The sequence below is a fragment of the Acidovorax cavernicola genome, from assembly GCF_003581445.1.
On record NZ_QXMN01000040.1, the window covers coordinates 1 to 14,295 of the forward strand.

General features: G+C 67.1%; 12 protein-coding genes. 10 read left to right on the forward strand and 2 right to left on the reverse strand.

The genetic code is table 11. From position 1 onward, the window contains the following. The 4 genes from D3H34_RS24410 to accD form a co-directional block, all read left to right on the forward strand. On the forward strand, window positions 1-693 hold a 693-nt coding region (locus D3H34_RS24410), incomplete at its 5' end, for a phosphoribosylanthranilate isomerase (RefSeq protein ID WP_286186180.1). Between the two features lie 48 nt (window positions 694-741). After that, window positions 742-2,028 (forward strand): tryptophan synthase subunit beta, encoded by a 1,287-nt coding sequence (gene trpB / locus D3H34_RS24415; RefSeq protein ID WP_119556830.1) that lies wholly within the window; start codon window positions 742-744, stop codon window positions 2,026-2,028. Continuing rightward, on the forward strand, window positions 2,028-2,873 hold the full coding sequence (gene trpA / locus D3H34_RS24420) for a tryptophan synthase subunit alpha (protein ID WP_119556831.1): 846 nt from the start codon (window positions 2,028-2,030) through the stop codon (window positions 2,871-2,873). The genes trpB and trpA overlap by 1 nt, the downstream gene beginning before the upstream one ends. A 90-nt stretch (window positions 2,874-2,963) precedes the next feature. Further along, a complete protein-coding gene (gene accD / locus D3H34_RS24425) occupies window positions 2,964-3,836 on the forward strand; it encodes an acetyl-CoA carboxylase, carboxyltransferase subunit beta (protein ID WP_119556832.1) in 873 nt (290 codons plus the stop codon). Between the two features lie 77 nt (window positions 3,837-3,913). On the opposite strand, the gene D3H34_RS24430 is transcribed toward accD, so the two are convergent. Continuing rightward, entirely contained in the window at window positions 3,914-4,474 is a 561-nt protein-coding gene (locus tag D3H34_RS24430; RefSeq protein ID WP_119556833.1) for a YggT family protein, read from the reverse strand. A 25-nt stretch (window positions 4,475-4,499) separates the two neighbouring features. On the opposite strand from D3H34_RS24430, the gene D3H34_RS24435 reads away from it, so the two are divergent. The 4 genes from D3H34_RS24435 to D3H34_RS24450 all read left to right on the forward strand — a co-directional run bounded on the left by D3H34_RS24435 (window position 4,500) and on the right by D3H34_RS24450 (window position 10,974). Next, a complete protein-coding gene (locus D3H34_RS24435) occupies window positions 4,500-5,168 on the forward strand; it encodes an LON peptidase substrate-binding domain-containing protein (protein WP_119556834.1) in 669 nt (222 codons plus the stop codon). Between the two features lie 17 nt (window positions 5,169-5,185). Then, a complete protein-coding gene (locus D3H34_RS24440) occupies window positions 5,186-8,467 on the forward strand; it encodes a glycosyltransferase (protein WP_119556835.1) in 3,282 nt (1,093 codons plus the stop codon). 151 nt (window positions 8,468-8,618) lie between these two features. Beyond that, window positions 8,619-10,157: a lysine--tRNA ligase gene (lysS, locus tag D3H34_RS24445; protein WP_119556836.1), complete on the forward strand. Its 1,539-nt coding sequence runs from the start codon at window positions 8,619-8,621 to the stop codon at window positions 10,155-10,157. A gap of 22 nt (window positions 10,158-10,179) precedes the next feature. Beyond that, a complete protein-coding gene (locus tag D3H34_RS24450) occupies window positions 10,180-10,974 on the forward strand; it encodes a class I SAM-dependent methyltransferase (protein WP_119556837.1) in 795 nt (264 codons plus the stop codon). A 48-nt stretch (window positions 10,975-11,022) separates the two neighbouring features. Here D3H34_RS24450 and D3H34_RS24455 read toward each other — a convergent pair whose 3' ends face one another. After that, entirely contained in the window at window positions 11,023-12,360 is a 1,338-nt protein-coding gene (locus D3H34_RS24455) for a glycosyltransferase family protein (protein WP_119556838.1), read from the reverse strand. 94 nt (window positions 12,361-12,454) lie between these two features. On the opposite strand from D3H34_RS24455, the gene D3H34_RS24460 reads away from it, so the two are divergent. Both D3H34_RS24460 and D3H34_RS24465 read left to right on the forward strand, forming a co-directional pair. Then, window positions 12,455-13,720: an Hsp70 family protein gene (locus D3H34_RS24460; protein ID WP_119556839.1), complete on the forward strand. Its 1,266-nt coding sequence runs from the start codon at window positions 12,455-12,457 to the stop codon at window positions 13,718-13,720. A 7-nt stretch (window positions 13,721-13,727) separates the two neighbouring features. After that, window positions 13,728-14,273: a YgjP-like metallopeptidase domain-containing protein gene (locus D3H34_RS24465; protein ID WP_119556840.1), complete on the forward strand. Its 546-nt coding sequence runs from the start codon at window positions 13,728-13,730 to the stop codon at window positions 14,271-14,273. The last annotated feature ends 22 nt before the right edge of the window (window positions 14,274-14,295 follow it).

The following is a 14,295-nucleotide window of genomic DNA, read 5'->3' on the forward strand; positions in this document are numbered from 1 at the left end:
CTCCTCGCCCCCCGCACCCGCATCAAGATCTGTGGCCTCACGCGTGAGGCCGACGTGGATGCGGCGGTCGAAGCCGGCGCCGACGCAATCGGCTTCGTGCTCTACCCGAAGAGCCCGCGCGCCGTGACCGTCGAACGCGCCGCCGAACTGGCCTCGCGCCTGCCGCCCTTCATCACGCCGGTGCTGCTGTTCGTGAACGCGGATGCGCCGGAAGTCATGGCGTCCCTGGCCCAGGTGAAAGGCGCCATCGCGCAGTTCCACGGGGAGGAAACGCCCGAGCAGTGCGAGGAAGCCACCGGCCCGGGGCGCTTTCGCTACCTGCGCGCCGCCCGGATTCCGCTGGGGGCTGCCGGAGCCGGCTTCGACCTCGTAAAATACGCGTCCGATTACTCCCACGCCCAGGCCATCCTGCTCGACGCGCATGTCGAAGGTTATGGCGGGGGCGGCAAGGCTTTCGATTGGTCACTTCTTCCACCCGCCGTCGACGCTCACCTCGTCTTGAGTGGTGGGCTCACACCTGCAAACGTGAGCGATGGCATTCACAGCCTGCGGACGCGCTGCAAGACGCTGTCCGTTGATGTGAGTTCGGGCGTCGAAATCGACGGACCCGGGCACAAGGGCCTCAAGGACGCCGGAAAGATCCGGGCATTCGTCGCAGCCGTCAGGGCTGCCGACGCGTCCTTCTCCAGTTAGCCGCCGCACCCGATCGTCATTCGGGCTGCGGCCCATCGATCGAGAACCATGCAAAGCCAATTCCAGGACTACCAGCAACCCGACGCCAGCGGCCACTTCGGCACCTACGGCGGTACCTTCGCGAGCGAAACGCTCACCCACGCGATCAACGAACTGCGCGACGCGTACGCCCGGTTCAAGGACGACCCGGCCTTCCTGGCCGAGTTCCACTACGAGCTGAAGCACTTCGTCGGCCGACCCTCGCCGATCTACCACGCCGCGCGCACCAGCCGTGAAATGGGCGGCGCGCAGATCTACCTGAAGCGCGAAGATCTGAACCACACCGGCGCGCACAAGATCAACAACGTGATCGGCCAGGCGATGCTCGCGCGTCACATGGGCAAGCCCCGCATCATTGCGGAGACCGGCGCCGGCCAGCATGGCGTGGCCACGGCCACCATCTGCGCGCGCTACGGCCTCGAATGCGTGGTCTACATGGGCAGCCAGGACGTGAAGCGCCAGAGCCCCAACGTCTATCGCATGAAACTGCTGGGTGCGACCGTCGTGCCCGTGGAGTCGGGCAGCAAGACGCTGAAAGATGCGCTCAACGAGGCCATGCGCGACTGGGTCACCAACGTGGAAAACACCTTCTACATCATCGGTACGGTGGCGGGCCCGCACCCCTACCCGACGATGGTGCGCGATTTCCAGAGCGTGATCGGCAAGGAATGCATCGACCAGATGCCCGCCATGCTGGCGGCCGACGGCATCACCGGCGAAGCGGAAGGCAAGCAGCCCGACGTGGTCGTCGCCTGCGTGGGCGGGGGCAGCAATGCGATCGGCATCTTCCACCCCTACATTCCGTTCGCGGGCACGCGCCTCATCGGTGTGGAAGCGGCCGGGGAAGGCCTGGACAGCGGCAAGCACGCCGCCTCGATCCTGCGCGGCAGCCCCGGCGTGCTGCACGGCAACCGCACCTACCTGCTGCAGAACGACGACGGCCAGATCACCGAGACGCACAGCATCAGCGCGGGCCTCGACTACCCCGGCGTCGGCCCCGAGCACGCCTATCTGGCCGACATCGGCCGCGCCGAGTACGTCGGCGTCACCGACGTCGAGGCGCTCGAAGCCTTCCACTACCTGTGCCGTACGGAGGGGATCATTCCCGCGCTCGAATCCAGCCACGCCGTGGCCTATGCCCTGAAGCTCGCCAAGACCATGCGCCCCGACCAGTCCATCCTCGTGAACCTCTCGGGCCGCGGCGACAAGGACATCGGCACCGTCGCCGACCTGTCAGGCGTCGACTTCTACGACCGGCCTTCGATGCGCGGTCTGAGCGTGAAGGGAGGCAAGTGATGAGCCGCATTGCTGCCAAGTTCGAGGCCCTGCAGGCCGAAGGGCGCCGGGCGCTCATCCCCTACGTGACCGCTGGCTTCCCCTTTGCCGACATCACGCCTGATCTCATGCACGGCATGGTTCAGGCGGGTGCCGACGTGATCGAGTTGGGCGTGCCCTTCTCCGACCCGATGGCCGACGGCCCCGTGATCCAGAAGGCCGGCGAGGCCGCGCTGGCGCTGGGTGTCGGCATGAAGCAGGTGCTCGCCATGGTGGCGGCCTTCCGCACCCAGGACACGACCACGCCGGTGGTGCTGATGGGCTACGCCAACCCGGTCGAGCGCTACGACCTTGTGCACGGCAAGAAGGCCTTCATCCGCGACGCGGCCGCGGCCGGCGTCGACGGCTTGCTGGTCGTCGACTACCCGCCCGAGGAATGCGAGGACTTCGCCGCCGAGCTGAAAGCCGCCGGCATCGACCTGATCTTCCTGCTGGCGCCCACCAGCACCCCCGAGCGCATGGCGCAGGTTGCGCGCATCGCGAGCGGCTACGTGTACTACGTGTCGCTCAAGGGCGTGACCGGCGCAGGCCACCTCGACACCGAGGCGGTCGGGCGCATGATCCCGCGCATCCGCGAGCACGTGAGCATCCCCGTCGGCGTGGGCTTCGGCATCCGCGACGCACGCACGGCGCAGGCCATCGGCTCGGCGGCGGACGCGGTGGTCATCGGCACGAAGATCATTCAACTCATCGAAGAGCAACCGCGCGACCAGGTCGTGCCCACGGTGCGCGAATTCCTGGCCGGCATCCGCGAGGCGCTCGACGCCCTGCCGGCGGCTACCCCCAAGAACGCGGCTGGCCGATAATCGCTGTTGCCCTCACCCCCAACCCTCCCCGCATGCGGGGAGGGGAGCTAAGTGTCAGGAAGGCACCCTTCCTGAGAAATTCGGAGTCCCATGAGCTGGCTTGAAAAACTGCTACCCGCCAAGATCGCACAAACCGACCCGTCCGAGCGCCGCCAGGTGCCCGAGGGCCTGTGGATCAAATGCCCGGCCTGCGAGACCGTTCTGTACAAGACCGACCTCGAGCACAACCAGAACGTCTGCCCCAGCTGCAGCCACCACCACCGCATCGGCGCCCGCGCGCGCCTGGACGCGTTCCTCGACGCCGAAGGCCGCTACGAAGTCGGCCAGGAAGTGCTGCCGGTCGACGCGCTGAAGTTCAAGGACAGCCGCAAGTACCCCGAGCGCCTGAAGGAAGCGCTGGAGAACACTGGCGAGACCGACGCACTGGTCGTCCTGGGCGGCTCGGTCCACAGCATCAGCGTGGTCGTGGCCTGCTTCGAGTTCGAGTTCATGGGCGGTTCCATGGGCAGCGTGGTCGGCGAGCGCTTCGTGCGCGGCGTCGAGACCGCCATCGAACAGAAGGTGCCCTTCATCTGCTTCACCGCGACCGGCGGCGCGCGCATGCAGGAAGGCCTGCTCTCGCTGATGCAGATGGCCAAGACCAACGCCGCGCTCACGCGCCTGGCGAAGAAGGGCCTGCCATACATCAGCGTGCTGACCGACCCGACCATGGGTGGCGTGAGCGCCGGCTTCGCCTTCGTGGGCGACGTGGTGATCGCCGAGCCCAAGGCGCTGATCGGCTTCGCCGGCCCGCGCGTGATCGAATCGACCGTGCGCGTGACCCTGCCAGAAGGCTTCCAGCGCGCCGAGTTCCTGCAGACCAAGGGCGCCATCGACTTCATCAGCGACCGCCGCGAGCTGCGCAAGACCATCGCCAACACGCTGGCCATGCTGCTGCGCCAGCCGGCCGACGCCGTACTCTGATCGTTTCAGGCTCCAGCCTGCACGCCCGCACGCCGAGAAGGCGGAGCGGGCGTTTTGCTGTCTGGTGCGTCCTCAGCTCAGGCGCCGAGCCGGAACGCGAAGACCAGCAGGTTGCCCAGCACGATCGCCGCCACCTGCAGCACCACGATGGCGGCCAGCGGCGACAGGTCGACCCCGCCGATCAGCGGAATGAAGCGGCGGAAGGGGCGCACCAGCGGCTCGGCCAGGCGCGAGATCAGGTCGAGCAGCATCGGCGAGGCGCCCGGAATCCACGACAGCACCGCATACACCACCAGCAACGCCGTCAGGCCCGACACAGCGAGCTGCAGCAGCCCCACAAGCGACACCAGCGGCAGCGCCGTGATCCGCGCCAGGCTGCCGGCCAGCAGCCACAACACCAGAAACTTGAGCATCACCAGCAGCCAGGCCGCGATCAGGCTCGCGAGGTCCCAGCGCTTCACCGCGGGCACGATGCGCCGCAGCGGCAACACGATCCAGTCGGTGATGGCGAACACGAAACGCCCCAGCGGATTGCCGAAAGGCACGCGGTGGTACTGCATATACAGGCGCAGCAGGCAGGCGCCGCCCAGCAGACCGACGATCACGTCGAGAAGAAACGAAGGAATCTGATAGAGCATGGGGCGCAGCCGTAAGCGGAATGCGATGATAGCCACGCAAGGTTCTTCGATGACGACACAACCCCTTCTGCATTCACTGCCATTGTTCCCGCTCGGTACGGTTCTCTTCCCCGGCGGCCTGCTGCCCCTGCGCGTCTTCGAGGTCCGCTACCTCGACATGATCGGCAAGTGCCGCAAGGCAGGCGCCCCCTTCGGCGTCGTCAGCCTGACGAGCGGCGCCGAAGTGCGCAAGGCGGGCGCCGAAGCCGAGAGCTTTGCAGCCGTCGGCACCCTCGCCGACATCCGCGAGCTCGATGCGCCTCAAAGCGGTCTGCTGCAGATCGAATGCGTCGGCACGACGCGCTTTCGTGTGCGCAGCAGCGAACTGCAAAAGCACGGTCTGTGGGTCGCCGAAGTGGAAGCCATCGCCGACGACGTCGCGCTCGAGATCCCGGACGACCTGCGCCATACCACCACCGCGCTGCGCCGTCTGGTCGACACCCTCGAAGAACGCCGCCGCGCGCAAGGCGACGCGGTGCGCCTGCCGATCGGCACACCCTACCGCTTCGACGATTGCGGCTGGGTCGCCAACCGCTGGTGTGAGCTGGTGCCAATGCAGCTCGAGCTGAAGCAGCGCCTGATGGAACTCGACAGCCCGCTGATGCGCCTCGAACTGATCAGCGACCTGCTGGCACGTACCGGTATCACCGAATAGCCACGGCCCGCTGCGAGATGAGCCCGGCGTCGGTCCGTTTCCACTCGATCATGCTGCGTGCGGACGCAGATGCCTTCGCGGACAACCACCGCGCCTACTGCGCCCGCTGGGGCTACACGCACCGGCTGCACGCCATCGGCACGCCGCACAACAGCGCGCGCACCTTGCTGATCTACAAATACAGCGTGGTGAACGCCGCGCTGGCCGACGCACCCGACGGCACGCTGCTGGTCTTCGCGGACGACAGCGCGGCTTTTCTGGCGCCCCTGCCGGCTCCGGCCGTGATCGGCGATGCGGCCCACTGGATCGCCGAGAACGAACACCACCACCGCCCTGAAGGCAGCTGCTTCATGCTGCGCGCCGGCCCCGAGGCGACGGCCCTGGTGGCGGCCGTGCTCGAACGCCTGCGCGTGGCGCCCGAGGCGGACACCGACCGCTGGGCGCACCGGGAGCTCGAAGGTCTCACGGCCCATCCGCACCAGCAGCTCATCGACGGCCGGCACTACCCCAACCTGCTGTTCGCACGCTTCGGCCACTACCTGCCAGAAGTCTCGGCCTTCGTGCTCTCGTTCAATCCGGCGGTCCACGTCGATGTCCAGGACTGGCGGATGCGGAGCATCTTCGTGGCGCACCTCAACACGGTGCTGGCGCGCGACGGCCAGCTCTACGACGACCTCCCGCCTGCGCCCATGGGCGCACCGGACTATGAAGTCCGCAACGCCGGCCGCCCCGTCGCCCTGCTGACCAGCTACACGCCCAACATCGCCATGTACGCCCACCTCGGCGAGCGCAACGTGAGCGCATACGCCGACCACCACGGCTACACCCACCACATCTACCGCGACCTGCCCACCGACCTGCGGGGCCGGGTGGCCGGCAACTGGATCAAACCCCGGCTGCTGCTCAAGCACCTGGCCGATCACGAACAGGTGGCATGGGTCGATGCCGACATCCTGATCCACGACCGCACGCGCCCGCTCGCCGCCCTGCTGCGCGGCCGGCCAGCGGCGCTGGCGCGCGACGTGTCGGGCTACGAGTTCAACAGCGGCTTCATGGTGTTCTCGAACACGCCGGCCTGCATCGCCTACCTGGAGCGCGTGCAGGCGCTGATCGACGAGGTGGCCGACAAGAGCGGCATCTACCTGTCGGGCGGCGACCAGTCGTTCTTCGTGGCCGCCTGGCGGGAAGCAGGTGGCGAGGCGGCGATGCCGCTGTCGGATGGCGTGTCTTTCAACTCGCACCCCGCCCTGCATGACGCCGACAGCTTCATGCTGCACTACATGGGGTATCCGGATCGCTTTCGTGCGCTGGTCATGCGCCATGACACCCTGCGCATCGAACACGGCACCAGTGGCCCGCATGACGCGCCCCCAGCATCGGTGCTGTCGCCCGCCCAGCGTGAACAACGCAGGCAACGGTTGCATTTCACGCACTTGCACGGCATCCCCGACGTGGACCAGTTCGACGATATCGTCGAGTCGTACCGGCTGGCAGCGGAAGCCCTCGGCTATGAAACGAGCTTTGCGCCGCATCAACTCGACCCTGACGTCGTGAACGTCGTGTTCTTTGTCTGGCGAACCGACTGGCAGTGGTTCGCCAAGCTCCACCCGCGCTGCATCATCGTCAACTTCGAGCACCTGACGCCTGGCAATTTCTGTTTTTCCGAGGCCTACCAGGCGACACTGCGCAACTGCTATCTCTGGGAATACAGCCTCGCCAACTTCCAGAAGAACGTCGAGCTGGGCTTCACCGCGTCCGACCACGTGCCGCTCGCCTACCAGCGCGGTGCTGGCGCTGAGCCGGCCGCGGAAGCCGTGTTGCCCGCCGCAGAGCAGGACATCGATGTCGTCTTCTTCGGCGCCACCACCCCACGCCGCGTCCAGGTGCTGGAAGCGCTGATCGCACGGGGTGTTCGCGTCGTCCTGCCAATGCCGCGGCCTTGGCGCAATGTCGAGCGCGATGCCCACCTGCGGCGGGCCAAGGTCGTGATCAACATGCACCAGCTGGACAACTCGCGCATTGTCGAGATACCCCGGCTGACAGTCCTCCTGCGCAACCGCAAGGCGGTGGTCTGCGAGCTCTACCCGGACAGCGACATCGACCCCAGCTTGCGCGATGCGGTGGAAGGCGCCCCCTGGGAGGGCCTGGTCGACGCCACGCTTCGTCTCCTGGCCAACCCGGCGCGGCGAGCCGAGCTGGAACGCATCGGCTATGAGCGCCTGACCGCCCGGGCTCAGACGGCTTGGCTCGGCCCGGCACTGGACCGCTACTTCCAGTGGCAGGCCCAGCAGCCCGGCACCTGGAGCGAAGCGGCACTGGCACAACGATTCCGCGTGACGGTCGTGATCGCAGGGGAGCGCGCTGCGGCGACACCTCCATCCAGCCTCGCAGCGCAGGCGCAATGCGAACTGGCAGTCATCCGGGTCACCACCGCCGCACACGCCAGCGACGTGGCGGCGCATCCGGACGACACACTCATCCTGTTGCCGGGCAGATTCAGTCGGGCCGGCGCCCGCGACGCGGCGGTCCGTCAGGCCGATGCCGACTATCTCGTGTTCTGGGAAGGTGAGGACACGGCCACCCCCGACCGGTTTCACCAGCAAGCCGCCTTCCTGGCCGCACACCCGGAGATCGACATCGTCGGCAGCTGGCTCGAGGAAGGCGAAGACGGGGCCCTGCAAGTGCACCGGACTCCCGAACTCGACCACGAGATTCGCGCCGAATTTCTAGGCACCGACCGCGTGCTGCGCGCGCGAACCTGCATGTTCCGGCGCGAATTCCTCGTGCGGCACCACCTGCGCCACGATGCTGCGTTCGACGGCGACCCCGAGGGCCAGTACTTCCTGCACCGATGCGCCGCCGCAGGCGCCCGCCTTGCCGCAATCCCGTTGCCGCTGTGCCGGCGCGGCGTGTCGACATTGAACGACGTCGAGGCGCTCGCGGCCAGCGACGCCGCTGTGCGTTCGCAGCACGCCTTGCTGCGCGGGTACTTTCCGTCGCTCGCTGCACACGAGCACGAACAGCTGGCGCAGATGCGCGCCGCCTACTGGCCGCCCGATGCCGCGTTTGCCGCGTCCATGCTGGCGCTGATGGCGCGCGTGGCCGCGTTGCCTTCACTTCCCCCGCACCTTGAGCGCGCCACACTGGCGCGCGTGCTCCGGCGCGAGGCCGTGCGGCTGATCCTTCGTTACCGCATGGCCGACCTGATCGATGCCGCATGGCTGGCGCAGCGCATGGACACCCCGGAAGTCGCTGACTTCCTCGCTCCCGCGCGCGATCAACTGATCGGGAAAATCTGAACCATGCGGTGAGCACCGTTGAATTTGACGCTCCCTTTTTAATAGCAACTTGTACAGAACCGACGTGCCATAGCTGCAGCTTTTGCGCAAGGCCTATCGGCTAAAATGCCAACCCCCGCGCACGCTCCCGGTTGCGCATCACCCGCCTCCCATGTCCGACCAACAGACCCCCCCCGTTCCCACGCCCGCCGTCGACGACAACCAGCTCATCGTCGAACGCCGCGAAAAGCTCAAGCTGCTGCGCACCGCGCAGACCGAAGGCAAGGGGGTCGCATTCCCGAACGACTTCAAACCCGGCCACCGCGCCGCGGCGCTGGTCGAACAGCATGGCGCCACCGAGCCCGAGGCGCTCGAAGCGCAAGCCGTCATCGTCAGCGTCGCCGGCCGCATGATGCTCAAGCGCGTGATGGGCAAGGCCAGCTTCGCGACCGTGCAGGACGCCACCGGCCGCATCCAGTTGTACGTCACGCGCGACGCCGTCGGCGAAGACGCATATGCCGACTTCAAGCGCTGGGACCTCGGCGACATCCTCGGTGCCGAAGGCACGTTGATGAAGACCAAGACCGGCGAACTGTCGATCAAGGTCAGCCGCCTGCGCCTGCTCACCAAGAGCCTGCGCCCGCTGCCCGACAAGTTCCACGGCATGGCCGACCAGGAACAGAAGTATCGCCAGCGCTATGTCGACCTGATCACCGACGAATCGGCCCGCGTGCGCTTCACCGCCCGCAGCAAGGCCGTGAGCGCGCTGCGCGAGTTCATGGTGTCCCACGACTTCCTCGAGGTCGAGACGCCCATGCTGCACCCGATTCCGGGCGGCGCGAACGCCAAGCCCTTCAAGACGCACCACAACGCGCTCGACCAGGAGATGTTCCTGCGCATCGCGCCCGAGCTGTACCTCAAGCGCCTGATCGTCGGCGGCTTCGAGCGCGTGTTCGAGATCAACCGGAGCTACCGCAACGAGGGCATCTCGGTGCGGCACAACCCCGAGTTCACGATGATGGAGTTCTACGCGGCCTACTGGAACTACCGCGACCTGATGGACTTCACCGAGACGCTGATCCGCACCATCGCCGAGAAGGCCGTGGGCACGCAGCAGCTCACCTACCAGGGCAAGCCCGTCGACCTGACGCAGCCCTTCGAGCGCCTGACGATCCGCGAAGCGATCCTGAAGCACACCGACGCCGGCGACGGAGTGGACGACACCACCTGGCTCATCGCTGCCCTGCGCAAGCTCGGCCTGAGCGAAGAAAAGGACAAGCTCTCGCAGCGCAGCCTGGCCAGCCTGCAGGTGATGTACTTCGAAGAAACCGTTGAAGAGAAGCTCTGGCAGCCCACCTTCATCATGGAGCACCCGACCGAGATCTCGCCGCTGGCACGCGCCAACGACGAACGCCCCGAGGTCACCGAGCGCTTCGAGCTGTACATCACGGGTCGCGAATTCGGCAACGGCTTCAGCGAGCTGAACGACGCCGAAGACCAGGCCGCACGCTTCAACGCGCAAGTGGCGGCCAAGGACAGCGGCGACGACGAAGCCATGTTCTACGACCACGACTTCGTGCGTGCACTCGAATACGGCATGCCACCCACCGGCGGCTGCGGCATCGGCATCGACCGCCTGATGATGCTGCTGACCGATTCGCCGAGCATCCGCGACGTGATCCTGTTCCCGGCGCTGCGACGCGAACTCTGACCCATCCACTTACGGGAACGCTGTGACCGACTTTCTCTGGCAAGACCGCGACAAGAAGGAATACGTCTACCCGTTCAATCCCAGGCCCGAATGCCTGGACATGATCCAGCGTCCTCCAACGGTGGCTCTGGACATCGGTTGCGGCTCCGGTGGCGTCGGCCACGCACTGCGCCAGCGCTACCCCGACTGCAAACTCTGGGGGTGCGAATTCAATGCCGCGGCGGCCCAGGTGGCGCGCGAGCATTTCGACCAGGTCGTCGAGCAGGACGTGGAAACCGTCGACTTCGCCGCGCTGGGCCTCACCCGCCCGTTCGACCTGGTGTGCCTGTTCGATGTGCTCGAGCACCTCGTCAATCCGTGGCAACTGCTCAGTGGTCTGAAGCGCATCGTCGCGCACGACGCGCACATCTTGATCAGCCTCCCCAATGCGTCCAACCTGCCTTTGCTGTACGACGCGTTCCGGGGGCACTGGCGCTACACCCACTGGGGCCTGCTCGACTTCACGCACCTGCGCTTCTTCACCGATTTCGATGCGCGCAAGATGTTCTACCAAACGGGCTTCCGCGTGCTCGACCACCGGTTCAGCTTCCCAGGCCCTGGCCGGGACATCTACGAACGCCATAGGGCGGACGTGTTTCCGGCTGCCCTGTCCCTGGAGGGCCTGACGGTGCAGGTGCAGTCCATGGCCGATCTGGCCCGGTTGTGCGCCGACCAGAATCTCTACGTGCTCAGCCCGCACCACGGCGAGTTCCGCGACGAGGCCGAACGAGAGATGGCATCCGACGCCTACCCGCCGACCTACGCCTACGGCGGGTGATACCGGGAGGCATTCCGTTCGCGCCCAGCGGACGGAATGCGGCGTTGGTCAGCCGCCCAATCGCTTCGACCGCGCGTCCATGTCCGCCATGTACACCGACCGGTAGGGCTCCCCGAGCCCCACAAAGTGCACCAGCAGGCTTTCGTCGCCCGCCAGGTGTGGTGGCGTGTTGATGCTCAGCAGGTCGGTGATGACCGCATCGCCGATCAGGCCGTGCTCGCCCAGCACCACGTTCGTGTAGTACTGGTCGCCCTGGCTGGCGTACACGGTCGACTTGTCGTCGACGCCCGTGATTCGCTCCCACAACTGCGTGAGCAGCGCGAGGTTGCGCTCGGTGTTGCGGAACCCCATCACGCCCGAATTGACGTCCCATGCGCCGATGTCCTTGGCGAACAGCAGATCGCGGCCTTCGAGCAGCGGTTCGATGCGTTTCGCCTGGTTGACGAACAGGGTGTCCGCGTCGATCCACACCACCCACTGGTGCTGTGCGAGATGCCGCTTCACGAGCCAGCTCTTCACCCAGGCGCCGCTGATGGACGGATCGAGTTCGTCGGGGATGGCGCGGTAGACGTGGTAGCCATACCCGTGCCGCTCGCAGTAGCGCCGCACGTTGTGCTCCGACACGCGCGCGTAGGCATTGATGTGGTGCGTGTAGAGCGTGACGAAGGCGATGGGCGCCTGCGGGTTGAAGCACGAATACGCGTCCTCCGAGATCGCCGGGTAGGCCGGTGGCGGCAGCACGGGCTCGCCGTCGATCAGTGCCGCGTTCACCCGGCGCACCAGCAGGCGCTGCAGGTTGGCGTCGTGCAACAGCTCGTCCATCACGCGGCCTTCGGCATCCAGCTCCGGCAGAGGCGCCAGATGGACCACGAAGATGCGGGCGTGGAACCAGGTCGCGATGCGCCACGAGACGTTCACGTAGCAGTCGGCGACGGGCCCGTTGCACGGCAGCATGCCGGCCGGACGCAGCAGCTCGGCCGCGTCGAGGCGGGGCGTGACGCGGGCGACAACCTGGCTCGTCGCCCGGATGAACGCATGCAGCAGCGCGCGGTTGGCCGCCGTGTTGCGCAGGATCATCAGGTTGGTGAGCGGCAGGCCCTTGGGCCCATCCACCACGAGCAGGTCGCGGCCTTCCATCAGTGCCTCGACGGCCACCGGGTGGAACACCACCGAGTCGCCGTCGAGAAAGAGCAGCCAGTCGCCCTCGTCGAGCCCGCGCAGGCGGCGCAGCATCTCGGCGTATTTCGCGCAGTCACGCAGCGCGGAGTGCCCCGCGCGCTCGCTCTCCACCCAGGCATGGGGATAGCCGAAACGGCGGCAGTAGTGCCCGTGGTTGCGCAGGACAGGCTCGTCGAGCCGGTCGAAGAATGTCAGGCACAGCGGCATCGACGGCTTCCGGGTGGGGTGGTCATTGGGCCGCAGTCTATCGCGCGCTCCGGCCGACCCTCTACACTCTTGGGCCCTCCGATTTCCTGCTTGAATGAATCCCCTACGTACCCCGGCCATCGGCATCGATTTCGGCACTTCGAATTCCGCGGTTTCCTACGCCTCTCCCGGCGAGGCCGCGCGCCTGCTTCCCATCGAGGGCAGCGCCACCACGCTGCCGACCGCTCTCTTCTTCAACGCCGAGGACCGCAGCACACACTTCGGGCGCGACGCCATCGCGCTGTACCTGTCCGGCGTCGAAGGCCGGCTCATGCGCTCGCTCAAGAGCCTGCTCGGCAGCCCGCTGATGCAGGAAAAGACCGCCGTCTATGACGGGCTGGTCAGCTTCGAGGACATCATTGCGCGCTTCCTGCATGAGCTGGTGACGCGCGCCGAACGCGAGCTGGGCCAGCGCCCCGAACGCGTGGTCATCGGCCGCCCGGTGCATTTCGTCGACGACGACACCAAGCGCGACCAGCGCGCCGAAGAAAGCATGCGCCACGCCGCGCGCGCCGCCGGCCTGCGCGATGTGTCCTTCCAGTACGAACCCATTGCCGCGGCCTTCGACTACGAGCAGCGCGTCACGCGCGAGTCGCTGATCCTGATCGTCGACATCGGCGGCGGCACCTCCGACTTCACCGTGGTGCGCCTGGGCCCCGAGCGCATGGCGCGCGCCGACCGCGCCGACGACGTGCTGGCCACGAGCGGCGTGCACATCGGCGGCACCGACTTCGACCAGCGCCTGAACCTGGAGCGCGTGATGCCGCTGCTCGGGCTGCGCCACCTCGGCCCGAGCGGGCGCGAGGTGCCCAGCAAGGTGTTCTTCGAGCTGTCGTCCTGGCACCTGATCAACTGGCTCTACGCCCCGAAGGCCGTGCGCCAGGCGCGCGAGCTGCGCTCCAGCTACAGCGACCGGCAGCTGCACGACCGCCTGATGACGGTGCTCGAGGAGCGTCACGGCCACCGCATCGCCAGCGAGGTCGAACAGGCCAAGATCGACGGCTCGGTCAGCGACGCCGAGGTGAGCATCGACCTGTCGTGCATCGAACCGGGGCTGGTTTCCGCGCTGACGCCGGCCGACATGGCGCAGCAGCTTGCGGCGCCGCTGGAGAACGTGGTGGCCTGCGCCCACGCCTGCGTGAAACGCGCCGGCCTGCGCAGCGGCGACCTCGACGCCATCTACCTCACCGGTGGTTCGTCGGCCCTGCGCCCGTTCCAGCGGGCGCTGCGCGCGAGCTTCGCCGGCGTGCCGCTGATCGAGGGCGACCTGCTCGGCGGCGTGGCGGCCGGGCTCGCCTATTCGGCGCGCACGTCGGGGTAGCCAAACAATGAAGTACCTGTCCGCGTACCCGCCCGCGCTGCTGGCGCAGGTGAGCGAGCTGATGGCCGCCGACAAGCTCGGCGCCCTGCTGCGCGGACGCTATGCCGGCCTGCACGACATCCGCACCGACCGAGCGCTGTACGACTACGCCTGCGAACTCAAGGGCGAGTACATGCGCAAGGCCGAGCCCCTGGCCAAGGCGGTGTTCGACAACAAGCTGCACGTGGTGCGCCACGCGCTGGGCACCCACACCACGATCGCGCGCGTGCAGGGCAGCAAGCTCAAGACCAAGCGCGAGATCCGCGTGGCCAGCCTGTTCAAGACCGTGCCGCTCGAATGGCTGCGCATGATCGTCGTGCACGAACTGGCCCACACGCGCGAGAAAAACCACGACAAGCCCTTCTATGCGCTGTGCACGCACATGGAACCCGAGTACCACCGCTTCGAGTTCGAGCTGCGGCTGTACCTGACGCACCTGGAATCGGGCGGTGCGCCGCTGTGGCCTGCGGCAGTGGGCGCATCGGACACATTGCCGGCGCCAGGCTCGGACTGACCCAACCCGCTACAGTCGTCGC

Bases quoted from the DNA above. Each gene is read 5' to 3' on its own strand.
- D3H34_RS24430 (WP_119556833.1), bottom strand. From the start codon at position 4,474: ATGCTCTATCAGATTCCTTCGTTTCTTCTCGACGTGATCGTCGGTCTG.
- D3H34_RS24440 (WP_119556835.1), top strand. From the start codon at position 5,186: ATGAGCCCGGCGTCGGTCCGTTTCCACTCGATCATGCTGCGTGCGGAC.
- trpB (WP_119556830.1), top strand. From the start codon at position 742: ATGCAAAGCCAATTCCAGGACTACCAGCAACCCGACGCCAGCGGCCAC.
- accD (WP_119556832.1), top strand. From the start codon at position 2,964: ATGAGCTGGCTTGAAAAACTGCTACCCGCCAAGATCGCACAAACCGAC.
- trpA (WP_119556831.1), top strand. From the start codon at position 2,028: ATGAGCCGCATTGCTGCCAAGTTCGAGGCCCTGCAGGCCGAAGGGCGC.
- D3H34_RS24465 (WP_119556840.1), top strand. From the start codon at position 13,728: ATGAAGTACCTGTCCGCGTACCCGCCCGCGCTGCTGGCGCAGGTGAGC.
- D3H34_RS24460 (WP_119556839.1), top strand. From the start codon at position 12,455: ATGAATCCCCTACGTACCCCGGCCATCGGCATCGATTTCGGCACTTCG.
- D3H34_RS24435 (WP_119556834.1), top strand. From the start codon at position 4,500: ATGATAGCCACGCAAGGTTCTTCGATGACGACACAACCCCTTCTGCAT.
- D3H34_RS24455 (WP_119556838.1), bottom strand. From the start codon at position 12,360: ATGCCGCTGTGCCTGACATTCTTCGACCGGCTCGACGAGCCTGTCCTG.
- lysS (WP_119556836.1), top strand. From the start codon at position 8,619: ATGTCCGACCAACAGACCCCCCCCGTTCCCACGCCCGCCGTCGACGAC.